Here is a 20,764-nt window from a genome sequence, read left to right on the forward strand (position 1 = left end):
TCCCCGCCGGTCCAAGTCTAGCTGACGCCGGCGGCGGGCGGCAAATCAGGGGAACTCCGGGCGCCGCACCGCCCGCCCCTGCCCGTCAGTGCCGGCGCGGTGCCGGGTGCAGCAGGGCCAGTTCCGGGGTCACCGACTGCCGCATCGCCGCCTCCCAGTCGCTCATGGTGACGAAGCGCAGGCCCCGCCTCTCCCCTTCCTCCAGGATCGCCGGCAGCGCCGCGACGGTCGCCGCCTTGGTGCTGTGCATCAGCACGACGGCGCCGGGCTCCAGCCGCTCGACGATGCGCTGGCGGATGATGTCGGAGCCGGTGTCCTTCCAGTCCTGGCTGTCGGCGGTCCACAGCACCGTCGCCATGCCGTGCCGGCGCGCCAGCGCGGCCAGCGCATCGTCCACGTCGCCATAGGGCGGCCGGAACCATGTCGCCGCCACCCCGACCGACGCCAGCGCCTTTTCCGCCTGCGCCAGGTTCCACTCGCGCTCGGCCGGCTTCAGGTCGGTGGTCATCGGGTGGGTCTGGGTGTGGCTGCCGACCTCGTTGCCGGAGGTGGCGACCATCCTGGCGATGTCGCGATGCTCCGGGATCTTGGCGCCGATGTAGAAGAAGGTGGCCTTCGCCCCATGCGCCCGCAGGATGTCGAGGATTTGCGGGTCGTGCCCGTCCGGCCCGTCGTCGATGGTCAGCGCCACCACCCTGGCAGACGGCAGTGTCGGATCGACCTGGGCGAGGTCGAGGTCCGATCCGGGGATCAGATGCCGGGTCACGAAGGGGGCCGCCCCATGGGTGGCGGCATAGCTGCGCTGGCCGGACATGGCCGAGGCAGGCAGGCACAGCAGGGCTGCCGCCAGCCCGAGCGGCAGGACGGCGCGGCGGAACAGGGTCATCATCGCGAGGGGCACTTGGGAAAAGGTCGGGGCCGGCCCCTTCCCTAGAAAGGGGTAGGGCCGGCGGAAGACCTGAGCTTTGCGCCCGCCCGCCGCGATGGACAAGCGATTTATTGCGGACCTGGGGAGACAGGGGCGGGCACAGGGGGCGGGCACAGGGGGCGGATGGCCAACCGCCCCCCGCACAGCCGCCGTTACAGCTTGGCCCGCAGGGTCAGCAGGACGGTGCGCGGCTCGCCATAGATGTTGCCCGACTGCACGTTGTTGATGCGCTGGTAATAGGTGCGGTCGAACAGGTTCTTGACGTTCACCGCCGCCGTCACCTTCTCGGTCACGTCATAGGCGACGCGGGCGTCCACCGTCGCATAGCCGCCCTGGGTCAGGCGGGCATAGTTCAGCGACGGGAACTCGTTGTACGTCGAGGTCTGGGCGTTGATGCCGCCGCCGACGCTCAGCCGGTCGTCGATGCTCTCGGGCAGGCGGTAGTTGGTCCACAGCTTGACCTGGTGCATCGGCGCGATGGCGGTGAAGGCGCTGCCGGAGTTGGCGCTGCTGTCCAAACTCTTGGCGCGGGTGAAGGTGTAGCCGGCATAGGCGTCCCAGCCCGGCAGGATCTCGCCGGAGACGTCCAGCTCGAAGCCGCGGCTCTGCGCCTTGCCGCTGGAGATGTAGATCGACTGGTTGGGATAGCGCGGGTCGGACTGCGGCCGGTTCTCCTCCTCGATGTGGAAGACCGAGGCGGTGGCGTGCAGGCGGCCGCCGAAGTAGTCGGCCTTGACGCCGGCCTCGTACTGCCGGCCCTTCAGCGGCTCCAGCACCTTGCCGGACGCATCGACGAAGGACTGCGGCTGGTACATCTGCGTGACGCTGGTGTAGAGCGCGTAGGTGGAATTGACGTCGTAGACCAGGCCGGCATAGGGCGTGACCTTGCCGCGGACGGACGCGCTGCTCTCGGCGGTGCCGGCCAGCCGGTCGGCATCGACCTTGGTCTGCCACCAGTTCATCCGTCCGCCGACGATCAGCTTCAGCGGATCGGCCAGCTTCAGGCGCAGGACGCCATAGGTGCCCCAGCTGTCGGTGGTGGTCGTGGTGTCCTTCTGCCAGTTGCGCCAGGCCGGCTCGGCAACCGACGAGTTGGGGGCGAAGATGTTCTGCGTCACCGACCAGCTGCCGACCGGGTTGGCCGCGCGGTGGCGGAAGGTCCAGCGCTCGTAATTGGCGCCGACCACCGCCTCGTGGGTCTGGCCGAACAGCCCGAAATTGCCGCTGGCCGACAGGTCGGCGCCGACCTGGTCCTGGTCGTAACGGACCTTCTGGGCGTAGAGCGTCGTCCGGTTCACCCCCGGCGTGACCGGGGAGTAGGCGTAGGCCATCTTCCGGTCCATCTCGTTGTCGATGTAATGGGTGGCGAGCTTCACCGCCCAGCCATTGTCGAACTTGTGCTCCAGATCGGCGAAACCGCCCTTGGTGGTGAAGATGTCGCGGTTCCATTCCTCGCCCAGCGAGGTCGAGCGGTCGACGTCGAGCAGCCGGAACTGCGGCTGTCCGTTCACCACCGTGGCATAGCCCGGCAGGTTCCAGGCGCCCTTGTAGCTCATGCGCTGGTACCAGGCGCCGGCCGTGAGCGTGGTGTCGGGCGTCAGGTCGGCGGCGATGCTGCCATAGGCGACCGCCCGGTCCTGCGCCGTCCAGTCCTGGAAGCCGTTGCGGTCCTGATAGGCGCCGACGAAGCGTCCGCGCAGGCTGCCGGACTGGTTCAGCGGCCCGGTGATGTCGCCTTCGCCGCGATAGTTGGCGTAGGAGCCGGCGGTCAGTTCGCCATAGCCCTCCAGCGTCTTCTTCGGCGTCTTGCGGACCAGGTTGATGGCGCCGCCGGGGCCGCCCATGCCGTTCAGCAGCCCGGCCGGTCCCTTCAGCACCTCCACCCGCTCATACATCGCCAGATCGGGCGAGGCGAAGATGCGGCTGTCCAGCGTGGTCGGCACGCCGTCGAACTGCAGGTTCGTCATCTCGAAGCCGCGCGAATAGAACTGCAGGCGGTTGCCGTCGATCGGCTCCACCGTGACGCCCGGCGTCTGCTTCATCGCGTCTTCGAGCGTGATGAGCTTCTGCTCCTCGATGCGCTCGCGCGGCACCGTGGTGACAGTCTGCGGCACCTCGCGCGGGGCGAGCGGCAGCTTGGAGCCGATTGTGGTCGGCGGGTTGGCGTCGCGCTGGCGGTCGGCGCCGACGTCGATGGTCGGCAGGGTCATCGCCCCGGACGACATCGCCCCCGACGGGGCCGTGTCGCCCGTGTTCGTCGTCGCTTGCGCCAAGGCCAGGGCCGGCAGCAGCAGGGCTGCCGCCGCAACCGACGCCAGCAGGCGGACGCGCCCCCTGTTCCGTCTCCCAAGGCGTCCGGGCTGCCTGTTAATCGTCATTCCGATGATCCCCCATTCGTCACTGTGCTGATGTCAATTCACGGTTTTATTGGCCACGGCCGGCCCCCCGGTCAGGGCCGTGGCGATGCGCCGGCGGTTGGAAGTGCGCGCTCGATCCGCGCTCTTCCTGCCGGCACCAGCGTGAGGTCGGGCCAGATCGAATGGTGCTTCTCCGTCGTCATCACGACGTCGAAGCCCGTGTCGGGGCTATCCCAACTCATGCCGAACCTCCTTCTGCCGAAGATGCGGAAGGGATGTCGTTATCGGGGTAGGAGCAGCTGGAAGAATGCGTCCTGCGTTCTTGCATAATGATATTAATTCTTATTCGCAATATAGTTTGTGGTAAGCCAGCGCTCGGCCACGCGGAACGGCGGTGCCGCCCCTACCCGCGCGATCCGTGGCACCTCTGCCAACCCCACCGCGTGCTCGCCACTGCACCGGTATCCATCGCCATCGCTGCCCACCCAGGGGCGGGAGGCAATGGAGTGCCCCAATATGCAAACGATTCTCACTCGCAGTAAAGATGTTTTCTGCGCCCTCCCCTTCGACAGCGTGGTGATCTTCCGAAAATTAGCCGGTGGACGAGACTGGATGAGCTGGCCACCGGCTCAGGTCACGGCGCCGCGTGACAGGCCGGTGCTGCGCCTGGACTATGCCGGCGGGCTTTCTCCGCCGCGGCGATGTGGGACGTCCCACAACAAGCGCGCAGAGCGTGGGACGTCCCACGTCGCCCTCTACCGCCCGCCCCCAAGCTCCCGCACCGAGATCCACCAGCGCCCGCAGCCCCGGCGGCAGATGGCGCCGGCCTGAGTAGTAAAGACACAGTCCGGGAAACGGCTGCGTCCACTCCTCCAGCACGCGCAGCAGGCGTCCGGCGGCGATGTCGTCGGCGACATGCCATTCCGCCAGATAGCCGAGCCCCAGCCCAGCACGCACCGCGTCGAGCATCAGGTCGGCATCATCCAGGATCAGCGGCCCGGTGCCGTCGATGGCGACCGTCTCGCCATGCCGCTCGAACTCCCAGCGGTAGAGGGCGCCGCTCGGCAGGCGGCTGCGGATGCAGCGGTGGCCGGCAAGGTCGGCCGGCGCCTCCGGCAGGCTGCGGCCGGCGAAATAGCCCGGCGTGCCGACGACCGCGAAGCGGAGGTCGGGGCCGAGCGGGATGGCGATCATGTCCTGCGGCACCTGCTCCGCCAGCCGCACGCCGGCATCGAAGCCCTCCAGCACGATGTCGACCAGCTTCCCTTCGGTGACGATGTCGACCGTCATTTCAGGATAACGGCGCACATACTCCAGAATGACCGGCTTCATGATCATCCGCGCAGCACCGGCCGAGCTGTTGATGCGCAGCGTTCCGGCGGGGGCCAGCCGATGGTCGGACAGCCGGTCGATGGCGGCGCGGATGTCGCGCAGGGCAGGGGCGGTGTCGGCGACGAACTGCTCGCCCGCCTGGGTCAGCGCCACGCTGCGCGTCGTGCGGTGGAACAGCCGCACCCCCAGCCGCTCTTCCAGCGCCGCGATGGCATGGCTGAGCGCCGAGCGCGACATCCCCAGTTCGGCCGCCGCGGCGCGGAAGCCGCGATGCCGGGCGACGGCCTGCACCGCTTCCAGCTCCATCAGTCCGGTCACGCTCATTGTCCCGATCCGTTCACCGATGCATGCGGGATTGTCCACCTTATCACCCGGCGGCCCCTGTGCCACCTGAATGGCCGACACCCACCGACCACTCCGGGAGAGCCCGATGCACGAGATCGACAGCATCTATATCGACGGCCGCTTCGTCACCCCGCATGGGACTGAGCAGTTCGACCTGCACAATCCGGCGACCGGGGCCGTCACCGGCCGCGTCCGCCTTGCCGACGAGGAGGATGCGCATGCCGCAATCGCCGCCGCCAAGCGCGCCTTCCCGGCCTTCTCCCGGACGGCCAAGGCGGAGCGGATCGCCCTGCTCCACCGGATGGGCGATGCCCTGGCCGCCCGGCGCGACGACCTGCTCGATGCGGTGATCGAGGAGTATGGCGCCCCGGCCTCGCGTGCCGGCTTCATGGTCGATCACCCGGTGAACGCCTTTCGCGAGACCGCCGAACTGCTCGCCGATTACCCCTTCGTCCGCCGGATGGGCACGGCCGAGGTCAGCATGGAGCCGCTCGGCGTCGCCGGGCTGATCACGCCGTGGAACAGCAACGCCGGCTTCATCTGCGGCAAGCTCGCCACCGCCATCGCCGCCGGCTGCACCGCGGTGATCAAGCCCAGCGAGATGAGCGCCCGCCAGACGCGGATCGTCACCGAGGCGCTGCATGCCGCCGGACTGCCGCCCGGCCTGTTCAACATCGTGACCGGGCGCGGCGAGCGGGTGGGGGCGGCGATCTCCAGCCATGCGGACGTCGCCAAGATCTCCTTCACCGGCTCCACCGCCACCGGCAAGGCGATCCTGCGCGCGGCAGCCGACAGTCTGAAACGCGTCACGCTGGAGCTGGGCGGCAAGTCGCCGACGATCATCCTCGACGATGCCGACCTGTCGCGGGCGATCCCGCTGGCGGTCGGTGCCGCCTTCATGAACAGCGGCCAGGCCTGCATCGCCGGCACCCGCCTGCTGGCTCCGCGCAGCCGGCTCGCCGAGATCGAGGCGCTGACCAAGGCGGCGGTCGAGGCGGTGCGTAACGGCAATCCACGCGATCCGGCGATCATTGTCGGTCCGATGGTCAGCCGGACCCAGTGGGAACGGGTGCAACGCTACATCCGCATCGGGGTGGAGGAGGGCGCCGTCCTGCTGGCCGGCGGGGAAGGGCGGCCGGAGGGCCAACCGGAATTTTCCGGCGGCTGGTTCGTGCGGCCGACCCTGTTCACCGGCGTCCGCAACGACATGACCATCGCGCGCGAGGAGATCTTCGGCCCCGTCCTCTCCATCATCGCTTACGAGGACGAGGAGGAGGCGGTCGCCATCGCCAACGACACACTCTACGGCCTTCAGGCCTATGTGCTGGCGGGCGACACCGCCCGCGCCCGCCGGGTGGCGAACCGCATCGTTGCCGGCCGGGTGCTGATCAACAGCCTGGCCCACGACCCGAAGGCGCCGTTCGGCGGCTTCAAGCAGTCCGGCATCGGCCGCGAATATGGCAGCTTCGGCCTCGACGCCTTCCTGGAGCCCAAGTCGCTGATGGGGGAGGGCGTTCAGGCGCCCTCGTCCAGGATGGCGTCGATCTCGGCCCGCAGCCGCACCAGCCGGTCGCGGTTGTCGGGGTCGAGATGGCGGCGCTGCTCACGCACCACCGCCACGTCGCGCAGGATGCGCTTCACGCTGGCCTGCAAGGCCCGCACCGCCTCCTTCGCATCCGGCTCCTCGGCCGGTGCGTCATCGGCAACACCGCCGGCAACACCGCCTTGGGCATGGTCGCGCTTGGCCTGCCGCACCGCCTTGACGCTGGCGCCCTCCTTGGCCCGCTTCCACAGCCCGGCCTGCAACCCGGCGGGAGCGGCGGCGATCTCGATCATCACGGAGCGGGAGACATGGGCGAACCCGGTCGCATACTCCTCCCGGATCTCATCCGGCAGCCCCATGATCGACAGCAGCTTGGTCACGTCGGTGCGGTCGCGCCCGACGACAGCCGCCAGCTCGTCATGGGTGTAGCCGTGCTTGTCGATCAGCCGGGCGAGCGCCGCAGCATATTCCACCGCGTTCAGGTCGACGCGCTGGACATTGTCGATCAGCCCGATCTCGTCCGGATCGCCGGAGGTCAGGATGGCGAAGACCGTCTTGCGGCCCAGCATCTCGTGCGCACGCACCCGCCGCTCGCCGCCGATCAGCAGATATTCGCCCTGGGGCAGGGGACGCACCAGCACCGGGTTCTGCAGCCCGTGCCGTTCGATGGAGGAGGCGAGGCTGCGCAGCTCCGCCTCGTCGAAATGGCGGCGCGGCTGGTCGGGGTTGCGGTGGACGCGGGCGAGGTCCAGCTCCACCACATGCGGGAAGCCGGCCGAGGTGCCGAACAGCCGGTCGCTGCCCACCGTCAGCCCGCCAGCCATGCCAGTCGCGGGCTCGGCCGCAGTGCCCAGCAGCTCGCGGGTCTTGCGTTCGAACTTACGCGACATGGGTCGTCTCCCGGTTCTGGGCATAGGCGCGGATCTGGCGCGCCACCTCGCGGAAGGTCTCGGCCCCCGGCGCCTTGGGATCGCCGGCCAGCGTGATCATGCCGGCCGCCGCCGCCTTGCCATAGACGGTGGCGCGCGGGATGGGATCGAAGACCGGCACCTGGCCGGCGTAGGATTCGTGCAGTTCCTGCAACGTCGCGCGGTCCTGGGTCAGCCGGTCGTTGTACATGGTCGGGATGATGCCGGCGATGCGCAGGGCCGGGTTCACCCGGCGGCGGATGCGGCCGATGGTGTCGACCAGCCGCTTGACGCCCAGCAGGGCCAGCGCCTCCGTCTGCACCGGCACCACCACCAGCTCCGCCGCCGACAGGGCGTTGGCGGTCACCAGACCCAGGTTGGGCGCGCAGTCCATCACCACGAAATCATAGGAGTGGCGCACCTCGTCCAGCTTCTCGCGCAGGATCAGCCCGCCGGTGGAATCGGCGGCCAGCTCCACGTCGGCATCGGCCAGCGACAGCCCGGCCGGCGCCAGATCCAGCCCGCTCTCCGCCGTCGGCATGATGACCGAGCTCAGCGGCTCTTCCGAGCGCAGCACATAATAGAGTGTCTTGCGCTGCTGCTCCAAGGCGACGATGGCGGCGTTGCCGATGCCGACATGGACGGTGGCGTTGCTCTGGGAATCGCAGTCGATCAGCAGCACCCGCGCCCCGCCCTCGGTCAAGGCATAGGCGAGGTTGACGGCGGTGGCGGTCTTGCCGACGCCGCCCTTCTGGTTGGCCACCGCCAGATACGTGGCGGAGCGCGGCCGTTCGTCCGCCTTGTGGCGGGTCAGGAAATCGACGAGCTGCTGCGGGATGCGTTCCGCCCCGCTTTCCCAGCGGCTGATCCGCGCCTTGGTATAGCTGCGGCCGAGCTGCCCGTTCAGCCAGTCGGCGAACTGCGTCTGGTTCTCGCCGCGGCGCTCGCGCAACTGGCGCATCTCGTCGCCCCCGCCACCCATGGACAGCACTCCCGTCATTCCGCTTTGGACTCCGCCCCCCATCGGCGGCCGGGCGGAGTCTGAGCAAGTTGCCGGAACTTTGTCAATGGAGCCCGTGCGGAGTTGCAACAACAAATGCGCCCCCGCCCCCTCGGCCGGCGGCGGACCTCACTCCTCCGCGTCGGCCGGCTGCTCGATTTTGGGCATCACCAGCACCTTGTCGATGCGGCGGCCGTCCATGTCGACCACCTCGAAGCGGACGCCGTTCCAGTCGAACCACTCGCCGGCCTGCGGCACATGGCCCAGCCGGTGCAGCACCAGACCCGCCAGCGTGTGGAAGTCGCCGGCATCGCGCAGGCCGCGCACGCCGACGGTGTCCTCGAACTCGTCCACCGGCATCCAACCCTCGACCAGCCAGGAGCCGTCCTCGCGCCGGATCGCCGCGGTCTCCACCGCCTCGCCGGCCTCCGGCAGGTCGCCGGCGATGATCTCCAGGATGTCGGTCAGCGTGACCAGCCCCTCGATGCTGCCATACTCGTCGACGACCATCGCCAGATGGTGGCCGGAGTTCTTCATCAGGTCGAGCAGCTTCAGGATCGGCGTGCCGTCATGCACCACCAGCGGCTTGGCGGCCCCGGCCTCCAGATCGAAGGGGCGGCCCTCGACGACCATGCCCAGCAGGTCGCGGGTGTGGACGACGCCGACCAGCTCGTCGAGCGCGCCGCGGCAGACCGGATAGCGGGAATGGCCGAAGCTGCGGATCGCCTCCAGCACTTCGGCCTGCGGCTTGCCGAGGTCGAGCCAGGCGACGTCCGGGCGCGGGATCATGATGCTGCGCACCGTGCGGTCGGCCAGCCGCAGCACGCCGTCGATCATCTCCTTCTCGGCCGGGGCGAAGACGCCGGTCTCGGTGCCTTCGGAGATCATCGAGCGGATCTCCTCCTCGGTGACCGTCTCCTCGCGCGCGCCGTGCAGGCCGAGCAACCGCAGCAGCAGGTCGGTGGAGGCGCCGAGCAGCCAGACGAAGGGGCCGGCGATGCGGGAGAGCATGCGCATCGGCGGGGCGATCAGGGAGGCGACCCGCTCCGGGTTCTTCAGGGCGATGCGCTTCGGGATCAGTTCGCCAAGCACGATGGACAGATAGGTGATGACCACCAGCACGCCGCCGACGCCGAGGATCTTCACCCTTGCCGGCCAGGGCGGGGAAGCCGTCCAGCCACTGGCCCAGCCGGTCGCCCAGCGTGGCGCCGCCATAGGCGCCGGCGACGACGCCGACGAGCGTGATGCCGATCTGGACGGTGCTGAGGAAGCGGCTCGGCTCCTCGATCAGCCGCAGCGCCGTCCGCGCTCCGCGGTCGCCCTGGTCGGCCAGATGCTGGAGCCGGGCCTTGCGCGAGGAGACGACGGCCAGCTCGGACATGGCGAACACCCCGTTGAGGAGCGTCAACGCAACGATGATGGCGATCTCAAACGAGAGCATCGAAGGATTCCTTGGAAAAATGGGCATGAGTCGTCGCGCGGACGGTGCCCGGGGCACCCCGCGTTCGACAGAACAGGTGACGATAAGGAAAACCGGCAGCGTAATGCGCGTCAGGCATCGGTCGGGCCATGCACCGAACGGGGCAGCACCGGGAACGACCGGATCGCTCATGCAATAAGATATGGGTGCGCCGCGGGCGACCGGAGATCCGATCCCCCGCGGCCATCTGGGGCCGCTTGGCGAAGTGTTCATCGGGTCCCCGCCTGCCGGGCAGGGCTGCTCCATCCTGATTGCGCTCTGCCCGGCATGTGGTGTCGGTCCGGCCTTTTGCAAGGTTGGCCGTTTGCAAGCTTCAGCCGTCTGCAAGGTTGGGGCGGTCGCCGGCCGCCCGCACCTCGGTGAAGACGCGGCGGATCTCCGGGAAGCGCTCCTTCACCCGGCGCTCGATGCGGGCCAGCGTCCGCTCCACCTGACCGGCGCTGACCTCGTCCCGCACATCCAGGCTGAGATTGACGATCACCACCTTGGGGCCGAGATGGATGGTCAGCACCTCGTTCACATGGTCGACCGCCTCCTCCGCCCGCACCAGGGCACGCACCCCCTGCACCAGGTCGGGACGGGCGGCCTCGCCGATCAGCAGGCTCTTGGTCTCATAGGCGAGGAAGGCGGCGGTGGCGGCCAGCACCAGCCCGATCAGGATCGACCCGACGCCGTCATAGACCGGCTGGTCCAGCAGCAGATCCGCCGACAGGCAGGCGGCGGCGATGATCAGCCCGACCAGGGCGGCACTGTCCTCGAACAGGACGATGAAGACGGTCGGATCCTTGCTGGCATGGACGGTCTCGAACACGCCGGCCTCGCCGCGGTCGGCGTTGAAGGCGCGCAGCGCCACCACCCAGCTGATCGCCTCCATCACGAAGGCGACGCCCAGCACGACGAAGTTGATCCAGGCGGACTCCACCGGCTGCGGATGGAGGATCTTCTCCACCCCTTCATAGATGGAGACCACCGCACCGCCGGCGAAGATCACCAGCGCCACGACGAAGGTCCAGAAATATAGCTCGCGCGCGTAACCGAAGGGGTGGCGCTCGTCGGGCGGCTTCTTCGACCGCTTCAGCCCGACCAGCATCAGCGCCTCGTTCCCGGTATCGACCAGCGAATGGACCGCCTCGCTCAGCATCGACGCGCTGCCGGTGATCAGCGCCGCGACGAACTTGGTGACGGTGATCGCCAGGTTGGCCGCGATGGCGGCAAGGACGACCTTGCCCGATTCCCCGTCTTCCCGGCCCCCCGCCGATGCCGCACCGGCAGTAACGCCCCCGGATGTTTCGGTCATTGCATCCCGCATTCCAGTCGCCCCCTCCGGCCACTCGGGCCCCAGGGCAAGGAAACTCCGCCGCGGTCGGCCTGTTCCCTGGCGGCCCGATTCCTGAACCTTGGTGACGCTTCGAGGACACACGACCGGTCCGGGTTTGAACTTTGGTGACGCCGACAGCCGGACCGACTCGGCGTGACTCCTGAACTTTGGTGACGCTGGGGGCGTGCAGGGTTTGAACTTTGGTGACGCTCCGGGGCCCGACTCGACGTGGAATCAACTCGACCGGGCGTTTGAACTTTGGTGACGCCCGGACTGTGGAACCCGGTGACGGGTGGTGAAGCGAACGTCGACCCGGCCCGTCCACGAGCCCTGCAAAGGGAGGTCTCTATTCAAATCAACCACTTGACGGGATGTTTGCCTGGATCTCCGCCTTCACGGGGATGACGGCGGGCGCATGACCTTCCATTGGCAACGGGTCGGACAGGCGGCGCGCAACCCGTCACGCTGCCCAAGCTACCCCCTGGAATCCTTGAACTTTGGTGACGCTCCGCAGGGGGCGAAGGCCGAACTCCGGCCTCGAATCGACAAGGTCGGCGTCACCAAGGTTCAAGCGAACAGCCAGTTCCGTGCCACGAGTCGTCCACAGGCACCCGGTTTCTCCCCATGAACTCTGGTGACGCCTGCCTTGAACTGTGGTGACGCGACTCGGACTTATCCCCTGAACTTTGGTGACGAATCTAATAGTTGATTCCAAATAGGTTCCAAATAGCCTGCGTCACCAAGGTTCAAATTGCCTTCGGCGCGATCCGGGGTGTTGTATCTGGCAGGTTCGGTCATCGGCCCGTCACAGGACGGTCATGCCGGCCAAAAGCTGGAGGTCGTCATGGGCAGCATTCATCGTTTGATCGAGACACACGGACGCGACGGCGCGCTGGCCCTCGTTTCGGACGAGGAACGGCCGCTGATCGACATCGCCGCGGCGGTCCAGGCCGCGGAAAACGGCAAGCTCGGCATCACCTATGCCGGATTCTGCCAGACCGCGCTGCCGCACCGCCAGCTTCCCGACGACCAGCATTGGGAACGCCCCGGCCACAAGGTGAAGCTGGTCATCCAACCCGGCGTGATCGAGGACCGCAACGGCGTCACCCGCCGAATCGGCGTTCCCTACGGCAGCCGGGCCCGCATGATTCTGCTCTATCTCCAGACCCGTGCGATTCAGACCGGGAATCCGGAGGTCGAACTTGGCGGCTCCATGCATGACTGGCTGAAGCGGATGGACATCCCGATCTGCGGCAAGGCCTATCGCGACGTGGAGGACCAGGCGGCGCGCCTGTCCGCCTGCCACCTGACCTTCTTCACCGATGCCGACGGCGGCCGCCGGCAGAGCAAGGAATCGATCGTCGCCGACGCCATCCAGCTGCGCCGGCCCGACGACCGCCAGGGCACCCTGTTCACCGAGACGGTGCGGCTCAGCGACAGCTTCTTCAAGGCCTTGCGCGAGCACCCGGTGCCGGTGGCGGAAGAGGCGCTGAAGGCGATCAGCGGCAAGTCGATGGCGCTCGACGTCTATATCTGGCTGGCCTACCGCCTCCATTCGCTGGACAAGCCGACGCCGATCACCTGGGCGGCGCTGCATGGCCAGTTCGGCGCCGGCTATGCCCTGGTCCGCCAGTTCAAGACCAAGTTCATCCCGAATCTGAAATACGCCATGGCCGCCTATCCGGACGCCCGTGTCGAGGAATCGGGCGAGGGGCTGATCCTCCACCCGTCGCGTCCGCCGATCAACGAGCGGGTGGTGGCGCGCATCGCCTGACGCCATTCCAATTCTTGAACTTTGGTGACGCGGACCGCTCCAATTCTTGAACTCTGGTGACGCTGCACGCCCTTCGGACTAGTCCTTTCGGAGTCCCGTCACCAGAGTTCAAGAATCGCCGCTGACCTGCCACAGCCGAGCCTTTATACCCGGCCCGCCGTCACGTCGCGCAGGTAACCGCGCGGCAGGGCATCGTTCAGCCCGTCGACCCCGGTCTGCACCGCGCGGGCGAGTGCTGTCCGGGCCAGCACCACCAGCAGGTCGGTCTGGGTGATCATTCCCAGCACCCGCCGGTTTCCATCGACGATCACCACATCGTGGGTGCGGCCGTCGGACAGGCGACCCAGCAGGCCGAAGACCGGGGTGTCGGGCAGCTCGGTCACAGCAGGCGCCATCACGCTGGCGACCCGCGATCCGTGGTGCAGGGCGTCGCCGTGCGACAGCTGCTCATGCCCGACGATGCCCACCACGGCATTCTGCGCATCGACCACCGGCAGGGTGCGGAAACCATGCTCCAGCAGCCGGGCGCGGGCCAGCTGGGGATGGGTGTCCGGCGTGACGGTGACGAGGTCGCGGGACATGATCTCGCGGCAGGTGATGTCGGCATGCAGCCGCTCCAGCGCGTGCAGCTCGGCATTGACCAGCAGGGCGCCGAGGTCGTCGCGGCTGACGTCCAGCGTCTCGGCCAGCGTGCGCAGCGCGCCGTCGACATCGCCCTGGGTCAGGCCGGGACGCAGCTGCGGCGGCGGATCGTTGGTGCGGTGGGTGTTGACCGTCTTGTGCGGGTAGCGATGGCCGGACAGCCGGTGGAACATCAGCCCGGCGGTCAGCAGCAGGATGGAGTTCACCGCGACGGGGAAGAAGGCGAACTTGATGCCCATCTCGGTCACCGCCGGCCCGCCCAGCACCGCGGTCAGGGCGGCGGCACCGCCGGGCGGATGCAGGCAGCGGGTCAGCGACATGGTGGCGATGGCCAGCGCCACCGCCGCGGCCCCGGCCAGCATCGGGTCGGGGATGACGGCGGCGACCAGCACCCCGACGACGGCCGACAGCGTGTTGCCGCCGACGATCGACCAGGGCTGGGCCAGCGGGCTGGCCGGCACGGCGAACAGCAGGACCGCCGACGCCCCCATCGGCGCCACCAGCACCGGCGCGCTCGACATGTAGGCCAGCATGTTGCGGCAGAGCAGTCCCGTCGCGGCGATGCCCAGCAGCGCGCCGCAGCAGGCGATCAGGCGGTCGCGCAACGTGGCGCCGGGCAGGATCGGCCGGAACACCACCGCACCCAATCCCACCAAGCGCTCGCGCAGGGCGGCAAGCTTTCCCCTGGTCATTCGGTTCCCATTCCCCCGATCCAGAATTCTGATTACCCAACCGGCACTTTGCCCATTCAGGCGGCAAAGTCGGGGCAGGCTAAAACCTCAATAGAACTTGAGGTCAAGCGGAAAAGCCGGCAGACTGGCGGGACGGAGGGTTGCAGGAGAGGGGAGGGCCGCAATGCTGTCGCCGGAGGAGTATGACAAGGACCTGACGGTGGGGGAGGTGGCGCGCCGGTCCGGCGTGGCGGTCTCGACCATCCATTTCTACGAGGCGCAGGGGCTGATCCGGAGCTGGCGCAATCCCGGCAACCAGCGCCGCTTCTCCCGCGACGTGCTGCGGCGGGTGGCGGTGGTCAAGGTGGCGCAGCGGCTCGGCATCTCGCTCGCCTCCGTCGCCGACGCGCTGAACGCCCTGCCGGAGGACCGCACCCCGACCACCGCCGACTGGCGCCGCATGTCGGAGCGCTGGCGGGAGGAACTGGATGACCGCATCGCCAAGCTGACCAGACTGCGCGACAATCTGGACGGCTGCATCGGCTGCGGCTGCCTGTCGATCCGCGACTGCCCCCTGCGCAACCCGTGGGACGAGCTCGGCGACGGCGGGGCCGGCCCGCGGCTGCTGGATCCTGCCTGATCCGATCCGGTCTGACTGCCCGGCCCGATCCGGTGACGGTCCCACATTAAAAGTGGGTCACATGCGAAAATAAGGGGTGAAGCCGGCGCGGCGATGGTCCATGGAAACGGGCTTCGCAAGACCCATCCGTCGCCTCAGGGGATCCACAAGGGTGATCGTCGTCAATCCGCGGCCGCTGCTCCGCACTCTGGCCGGCTGCCTGTCGCTCGCCGCCGCCGTCCTGCTGTCCGCCCCGGCGCTCGCGCTGTCCCAGCCGGACACGGCGGCCAAGCAGGCCTATCTGGTCGATCTCTCCAGCGGGGAGGTGCTGCTGGACAAGAACGGGACGGTGCGCATGGCGCCGTCCTCGATGACCAAGATGATGACGGCCTACCTGACCTACGACGCGCTGGTCCATGGCCGGACGACGCTCGACACCAGTGTCCCGGTCAGCCAGGCCGCCTGGAAGATGGGCGGCTCGCGCATGTTCCTGAAGCTGGGCAGCACGGTGCGGGTGGAGGATCTGCTGCGCGGCCTGCTGATCGACAGCGGCAACGATGCTGCCGTGGCGTTGGCGGAAGGGCTGGCCGGCAGCGAATCCGCCTTCGCCTCGATGATGAACGCCAAGGCGCGCGAGCTGGGGATGGCCGACAGCCATTTCATGAACGCCAGCGGCTGGCCGGATCCGGGCCACTACACCACCGCCCGCGATCTCGCGACCCTCGCCACCCACCTGATCCGCGATTTTCCGCAGTTCTATCACTATGAGTCGGAGCGGAACTTCACCTGGAACGGCATCCGCCAGGGCAACCGCAACCCGCTGCTCTACCATCCCGTCAGCGTCGACGGCATCAAGACCGGCCACACCGAGGTCGGCGGCTATGGCCTGACCGCGTCGGGGGAGCGCAACGGGCGCCGTCTGGTGCTGGTGGTCAATGGCTTGCCCAGCCCGCAGGCCCGCAACGACGAGCCGACCCGGCTGCTCGACTGGGCGTGGAACAGCTTCAGGCTCTACCCCCTGCTGCGCAAGGGCGAGCTGGTGGAGCAGGCGCCGGTGTGGATGGGCGAGGAGGACAGCGTTCCGGTGACGGTCGCCGACGACGTCACCGTCACCATGGCGCCGGCCGACCGCAACGGCCTGCATGTCGTCGCCACCCTGGCCGAGCCGCTGCCGAGCCCGGTCCATCGCGGCGACGTGGTCGGCCGGCTGCGCATCGACTATGACGGCGCCGTCCGCCGGCAGGTCGATCTGGTCGCCGGCGCCGACGTCCCGGCCTCCAGCGGCCTGACCGCGCTCGGCCAGCGGCTGGGGCATCTGCTGCCGTAGTGTACGTCGCGGGCCGGCGAGTTCCGGCCCGCGACCTCTTCGCTCAGTCGACCTTCAGCGTGATGGTGCCCATGGTGCCGTAGCGGGCGACCGACTTGCTGCCCGGCTCGACGAAGATGGTGCCGGTGCAGGAGCCGGTGGTCACCACCTCGCCCTCATGCAGGCCGCCGAAGCTGCGGGCGCCGACATTGGCCATCCACACCAGCAGGCGGACCGGATCGCCGGCGCTGTTGCCACCGACGACATCGACCTTGGTCTCGCCGTCGATCTCCAGCGTCACCGTTTCCTTGACCGGGTCGAGCGCACGCCAGTCGGCGATGGCCGGGCCGACGATCAGGGCGCCGTGGTTGAACTGGTCGGCCATGTGGCTCAGCCGGTCCTGGCTGCCGAAACCGGCGAAGCGGGTGTCGACGATCTCCCAGGCGGGATGGACCGAGGCGACGGCGGCCAGAACCTCTTCCCGGCTATAGGGCTGCTCGCGCACCGGCAGGTCTCGGGCGAAGCGGTAGGCGATCTCCGCCTCCACGCCGATGACCTGGAAGATCTTGGCCGGCAGGTAATCGGTGTTCTCAAAGACGGTGGCGGCGTTGATCGGCGCGCGGAACGGCTCGGCGTCGGGCGTGGCGGCGCCGACCTTCCAGGCGGTGACGGGGCCCAGGCGGCGGGCGACGGCGTCCTGGATCTCGTAGGCCTCCGCTTCGGTGGCGGGGCGGTTGTCCAGCCCGGTCAGCCACTGGCGGGTCTCGCGCGCCTCGATCAGGGCCTCGACGGTATCGGTCATGACAAATCTCTGTGATGGAGGGAAGAGGAGGGGGAGCCGCAGGATTGGCGGACGACCAGCCGGCCCGGCAGGATGATCCGCTCGGGCGGGCCCAGCGGGTCGGCGATCCGGCGCAGCAGCAGCCGGGCGGCCTCCTGCCCGATCTGCCTTGCCGAGGTGGCGACGGTGGTCAGCGCCGGCCGGCTGAGCGCCGCTTCCGGCACATCGTCGAAACCGGTGACGGCCAGATCGCGCCCGGCCCTCAGGCCGCGCGCCTCCAGCCCCAGCATCAGCCCGAGCGCCACCACGTCGTTGTAGCAGAGCGCCGCCGTGGGTGTCTGCGGACTATTCAGCAGATCCTCGGCAATCCCGGCACCCGACCGCCGGGTCAGCGGGCAGCGCAGCACCAGATCGTCGGCCAGCCCGTGCCGCCGCATCGCCGCGGTGAAGCCGGCATGGCGCCCGGCGTAGGCGGAATGGTCCAAGGTGCCGCCGACGAAGGCGATCCGCCGATGGCCCAGCGCGACGAGATGGTCGACGACCGTCTCGATGCCCGCCTGATAATCGACGCCGGCATAATCCCGCACGCGGTCGGCCAGCCAAGCTGTCCGGGACGAAGCGCAGGGCCTGCACGCAGGGCAGCCGCCAGCCGTCCAGCCGGTCGAGCAGCCCGCTGTCCGTCCCGGCGGCCGGGCAGAGGATCACCCCGTCGACATTGTGCTCCCGCATCCGCTGGAGGAAGCGGTCCTGGCGCTCCGGCTGCTCGGCGGTGTTGGCGATGAAGGCGACGAAGCCTTCGGTGTCCAGCACGTCGTCGACCCCCGCCGTCAACTCGGCATAGAAGGGGTTGTTCAGTTCGCAGACCAGCAGCCCGACCGTCTGGGTGCGGGTGGCGCGCAGGTTGGCGGCGCCGCGGTTGTAGATGTAGCCGAGCGCCGCCATGGCGGCCTGGACCCGCTCCCGCGTTTCCGCTGCCACCAGCGGGCTGCCGCGCAGCACCAGCGACACGGTCGAGCGCGACACCCCGGCATGGCCGGCGACCTCCGTCAGGGTGACGCTTCCAGGTTTCTGGCTATCGCGCGGCTTGGCCAAGACGGGAGTGCCTCACACCACGGCGGTCGGCGGCGGCCGGCCGGCGAAGAAGGCCTCCAGATTGTCGAGCACCAGCTGCCCCATCGCCATCCGCGTCTCCACCGTGGCGCTGGCTTGATGCGGCTGGAGCACGACGTTGTCGAGGCCGTAGAAGCCCTCCGGCACGTTCGGCTCGTCGGCGAAGACGTCCAGCGCGGCGCCGCCGATCCGCCCCTCGGTCAAGGCCGCCAGCAGCTCGGGCTCGTCCACCACGCTGCCGCGGGCGACATTGACCAGCAGCCCGTCGGGTCCGAGCGCATCCAGCACGGCGCGGCCGACCATGTTGCGGGCATCCGGCCCGGCCGAGGCCGCCACCATCAGGATGTCGCTCTCCCGCGACAGATCGACCGGCGAGGCGACGAAGCGGTAGGACACGCCGTCGCGCGGCTTGCGGTTGGTGTAGGCGATGGTCATGCCGAAGGCTTCGGCCCGCTTGGCGATGGCCTCGCCGATGCGGCCCAGACCCAGCACGCCCAGCCGCTTGCCGCTGACCTTGCGGGCGAGCGGCAGCTTGCCCGTCGGCCATTGCCCGGCGCGGACGAAGCGGTCGCCCACCATCATCCGGCGCGACCCGGCGATCATCAGCCCGATGGCGAGATCGGCCACATCGTCGGTCAGCACGTCCGGCGTGTTGCTGACGCGCACGCCGCGGCCGCGGCAATGCTCCAGATCGACCGCATCGGTGCCGACGCCGTTGATTGCGACGATCCCCAGATGGGGCAGGGCGTCGACCACCGCGTTCTTCACGCCGGTGCCGCCGCCGGTGACGACGGCGCGCACCCGGCCGGCGACCTCGGCGATCAGCCGGTCGCGATCCGGGGCGGCGGACAGGCGGTGGACGGTGTAGGCCGCGTCCAGAGCCTGCTCGATGGCGGGCATCATGGGTTCGACCAACAGGATTTCGGGCTTCATCGCAACTCGTCCTTGGTGGAACAGAATGTCTTAATGGGCCAGGATCTGGCCGAGGAAGCTCCGCGTCCGCTCCGATTTCGGGGCGGTGAAGAACTCCTCCGGCGTGTTCTGCTCGACGATCTCGCCGCGGTCCATGAAGATGACGCGGTGGGCGACCGATTTGGCGAAGCCCATCTCGTGCGTCACACACAGCATGGTCATGCCGTCCTCGGCCAGACCGATCATGGTGTCCAGCACCTCCTTGACCATCTCCGGGTCGAGAGCGGAGGTCGGCTCGTCGAACAGCATCACCTTCGGGTTCATGCAGAGCGACCGCGCGATGGCGACGCGCTGCTGCTGGCCGCCCGACAGCTGGCCGGGGTATTTGTCGGCCTGTTCGGGGATGCGCACCCGCTCCAGATAGCGCATGGCGGTGGCCTTCGCCTCGGCCTTGGTGGTGCCGCGCACCTTCAACGGCGCCAGCATGCAGTTCTCCAGCACGGTCAGATGCGGGAACAGGTTGAAGCTCTGGAACACCATGCCGACCTCGCGCCGGACCAGGTCCAGCTGGCGGTGGTGCGGGCCGAGTTCGACGCCGTTGACGGTGATGCGGCCCTTCTGGTGGCGTTCCAGCTGGTTGATGCAGCGGATCAGGGTCGATTTGCCCGATCCGGACGGGCCGCAGATGACAATGCGCTCGCCCCGGTGGACCTCCAGGTCGATGTCCTTCAGCACCTGGAACTGATCGTACCATTTCTGGACGCCGTCCATGCGGATGACGACATCCGCGCTCATCGGAGGCGCGACGCTGCCGCGCGTCGGTTCGGTCGCCAGTGCCATGGTCCTGTCCTCCACCGGGGTTTGCGCTACGCTAGCCTTAAGACTTGCTGGCCTCAGGATTTGCTGGCGGTGACCGCCGCCGGCAGGTCGGTGCCCAGCCACTTCTGGTGGATGGCGTTCAGCTCGCCGTTCTTCTTCACGGTGTCGAGGAAGCCGTTGACCCAGCCCATCAGCTTGTCCTGGCCCTGGCGCAGGGCCACGCCCTGGACCTGGCTCTTCAGCACGAACTTCATCTCGTAATTGGCCTGGGGCGCCATCGTCTTGATCTGCTGGGCCACCACGTTGCTGACGCCCAGCGCATCGACCTGACCGGACAGCAGGGCCTGCACGGCGCTGGCGTCGTCGTCGAAGCGCATGATGCGGGCATCCTTCGGCGCCACCGCGGTCAGCGACTGGTCTTGCGTGCTGGCGCGGGCGACGCCGACGCTCTTGCCCGACAAATCCTCGGCCTTCGCGACCGGCGACTTCTGCGTGGCGAGCAGCCCGATCTCGATGGCGGCATAGGGCTCGGAGAAGGCGACCTGCTTGGCGCGCTCCGGCGTGATGCCGAGCGAGGCGACGAGAACGTCGACCTTGCCGGTCAGCAGGTAGGGGATGCGGTTCGGCCCGGTCACCGGCACGATGTCCACCGGCACACCCATATGCTTGGCCATCAGCTTGGCGACGTCGGCGTCATAGCCGTCCGGCTTGCCGTCGGAGCTGGTGATGCCGAAGGGCGGGAAATCGACCAGCATGCCGATGGTCAGCTTGCCCTTGCCCTTGATGTCCTCGACGCTCTGGGCGTGAGCGGTGGCGGTCAGGCCAATTGCGGCGGTCATCAGGGCGCCGGCGACGACCAGGCGGCGGGTGACGGTGAAGACCATGGGTGTTTCCTCCGAGTGCGGGTGTTTTTTGAGGT

Annotated in this window: 17 protein-coding genes and 3 pseudogenes; 4 read left to right on the forward strand and 16 right to left on the reverse strand. The window is 68.6% G+C overall.

Translation table 11 applies throughout. The annotated features are described in order from the left end of the window. Positions 1 to 85 precede the first annotated feature (85 nt). The 4 genes from ACWPN3_RS14075 to ACWPN3_RS14090 form a co-directional block, all read right to left on the reverse strand. On the reverse strand, positions 86 to 889 hold the full coding sequence (locus tag ACWPN3_RS14075; protein WP_492239493.1) for a polysaccharide deacetylase family protein: 804 nt from the start codon (positions 887 to 889) through the stop codon (positions 86 to 88). A gap of 191 nt (positions 890 to 1,080) precedes the next feature. Beyond that, a complete protein-coding gene (locus tag ACWPN3_RS14080; protein WP_492239492.1) occupies positions 1,081 to 3,306 on the reverse strand; it encodes a TonB-dependent siderophore receptor in 2,226 nt (741 codons plus the stop codon). 71 nt (positions 3,307 to 3,377) lie between these two features. Then, positions 3,378 to 3,527, reverse strand: a complete 150-nt coding sequence (locus tag ACWPN3_RS14085; RefSeq protein ID WP_492239491.1) for a hypothetical protein — start codon at positions 3,525 to 3,527, stop codon at positions 3,378 to 3,380. A gap of 349 nt (positions 3,528 to 3,876) precedes the next feature. Continuing rightward, entirely contained in the window at positions 3,877 to 4,941 is a 1,065-nt protein-coding gene (locus ACWPN3_RS14090) for a LysR family transcriptional regulator (protein WP_492261497.1), read from the reverse strand. A gap of 106 nt (positions 4,942 to 5,047) precedes the next feature. Here ACWPN3_RS14090 and ACWPN3_RS14095 point away from each other — a divergent pair. Beyond that, positions 5,048 to 6,448, forward strand: a pseudogene (locus tag ACWPN3_RS14095) (aldehyde dehydrogenase family protein); the annotation flags it as partial. A 29-nt stretch (positions 6,449 to 6,477) separates the two neighbouring features. Here ACWPN3_RS14095 and ACWPN3_RS14100 read toward each other — a convergent pair. The 5 genes and pseudogenes from ACWPN3_RS14100 to ACWPN3_RS14120 all read right to left on the reverse strand — a co-directional run bounded on the left by ACWPN3_RS14100 (position 6,478) and on the right by ACWPN3_RS14120 (position 11,190). After that, entirely contained in the window at positions 6,478 to 7,395 is a 918-nt protein-coding gene (locus ACWPN3_RS14100; protein ID WP_109446607.1) for a ParB/RepB/Spo0J family partition protein, read from the reverse strand. Further along, a complete protein-coding gene (locus ACWPN3_RS14105) occupies positions 7,385 to 8,413 on the reverse strand; it encodes an AAA family ATPase (RefSeq protein ID WP_109446609.1) in 1,029 nt (342 codons plus the stop codon). Before ACWPN3_RS14105 ends, ACWPN3_RS14100 begins: the two co-directional genes overlap by 11 nt. A 129-nt stretch (positions 8,414 to 8,542) precedes the next feature. After that, on the reverse strand, positions 8,543 to 9,559 hold the full coding sequence (locus ACWPN3_RS14110) for a hemolysin family protein (protein ID WP_492261498.1): 1,017 nt from the start codon (positions 9,557 to 9,559) through the stop codon (positions 8,543 to 8,545). A 97-nt stretch (positions 9,560 to 9,656) separates the two neighbouring features. Beyond that, a pseudogene (locus ACWPN3_RS14115) lies at positions 9,657 to 10,139 on the reverse strand (CNNM domain-containing protein); the annotation flags it as partial. 67 nt (positions 10,140 to 10,206) lie between these two features. Further along, positions 10,207 to 11,190 carry a cation diffusion facilitator family transporter gene (locus tag ACWPN3_RS14120; RefSeq protein ID WP_109446613.1) on the reverse strand — a complete coding sequence of 328 codons (984 nt, stop codon included), beginning with the start codon at positions 11,188 to 11,190 and terminating at the stop codon, positions 10,207 to 10,209. Between the two features lie 865 nt (positions 11,191 to 12,055). Between ACWPN3_RS14120 and ACWPN3_RS14125 the strand changes: the two genes are divergently transcribed. Continuing rightward, positions 12,056 to 12,985, forward strand: a complete 930-nt coding sequence (locus ACWPN3_RS14125) for a replication protein RepA (protein ID WP_098735578.1) — start codon at positions 12,056 to 12,058, stop codon at positions 12,983 to 12,985. A 143-nt stretch (positions 12,986 to 13,128) separates the two neighbouring features. Here the strand turns inward: ACWPN3_RS14125 and ACWPN3_RS14130 are convergent, their stop codons facing one another. Beyond that, positions 13,129 to 14,319: an HPP family protein gene (locus tag ACWPN3_RS14130; RefSeq protein ID WP_492239486.1), complete on the reverse strand. Its 1,191-nt coding sequence runs from the start codon at positions 14,317 to 14,319 to the stop codon at positions 13,129 to 13,131. Between the two features lie 163 nt (positions 14,320 to 14,482). Here ACWPN3_RS14130 and soxR point away from each other — a divergent pair, with 163 nt between their 5' ends. After that, the gene (gene soxR, locus ACWPN3_RS14135; protein WP_492239485.1) at positions 14,483 to 14,938 is read left to right on the forward strand and encodes a redox-sensitive transcriptional activator SoxR; all 456 of its coding nucleotides are present in this window, start codon (positions 14,483 to 14,485) and stop codon (positions 14,936 to 14,938) included. Positions 14,939 to 15,089: 151 nt separating this feature from the next. Next, a complete protein-coding gene (locus tag ACWPN3_RS14140) occupies positions 15,090 to 16,244 on the forward strand; it encodes a D-alanyl-D-alanine carboxypeptidase family protein (protein WP_492239484.1) in 1,155 nt (384 codons plus the stop codon). Positions 16,245 to 16,287: 43 nt separating this feature from the next. Here ACWPN3_RS14140 and ACWPN3_RS14145 read toward each other — a convergent pair whose 3' ends face one another. The 6 genes and pseudogenes from ACWPN3_RS14145 to ACWPN3_RS14170 all read right to left on the reverse strand — a co-directional run bounded on the left by ACWPN3_RS14145 (position 16,288) and on the right by ACWPN3_RS14170 (position 20,729). Continuing rightward, the gene (locus ACWPN3_RS14145) at positions 16,288 to 17,025 is read right to left on the reverse strand and encodes a 2-keto-4-pentenoate hydratase (protein WP_492239483.1); all 738 of its coding nucleotides are present in this window, start codon (positions 17,023 to 17,025) and stop codon (positions 16,288 to 16,290) included. Further along, positions 17,022 to 17,591, reverse strand: a complete 570-nt coding sequence (locus ACWPN3_RS14150) for a substrate-binding domain-containing protein (RefSeq protein ID WP_492239482.1) — start codon at positions 17,589 to 17,591, stop codon at positions 17,022 to 17,024. The genes ACWPN3_RS14145 and ACWPN3_RS14150 overlap by 4 nt, the downstream gene beginning before the upstream one ends. 145 nt (positions 17,592 to 17,736) lie before the next feature. Beyond that, positions 17,737 to 18,027 (reverse strand): annotated as a pseudogene (locus ACWPN3_RS14155) (LacI family DNA-binding transcriptional regulator); the annotation flags it as partial. An 81-nt stretch (positions 18,028 to 18,108) separates the two neighbouring features. Then, positions 18,109 to 19,047 carry a 2-hydroxyacid dehydrogenase gene (locus ACWPN3_RS14160; protein ID WP_492239481.1) on the reverse strand — a complete coding sequence of 313 codons (939 nt, stop codon included), beginning with the start codon at positions 19,045 to 19,047 and terminating at the stop codon, positions 18,109 to 18,111. 30 nt (positions 19,048 to 19,077) lie between these two features. Next, positions 19,078 to 19,866, reverse strand: coding sequence for an amino acid ABC transporter ATP-binding protein (locus tag ACWPN3_RS14165; protein WP_492239480.1), 789 nt, complete (start codon positions 19,864 to 19,866; stop codon positions 19,078 to 19,080). 53 nt (positions 19,867 to 19,919) lie between these two features. Continuing rightward, positions 19,920 to 20,729 carry a transporter substrate-binding domain-containing protein gene (locus ACWPN3_RS14170; RefSeq protein ID WP_492239479.1) on the reverse strand — a complete coding sequence of 270 codons (810 nt, stop codon included), beginning with the start codon at positions 20,727 to 20,729 and terminating at the stop codon, positions 19,920 to 19,922. Positions 20,730 to 20,764: the final 35 nt, after the last annotated feature.

It is taken from the genome of Azospirillum sp. UENF 111221, assembly GCF_058780625.1.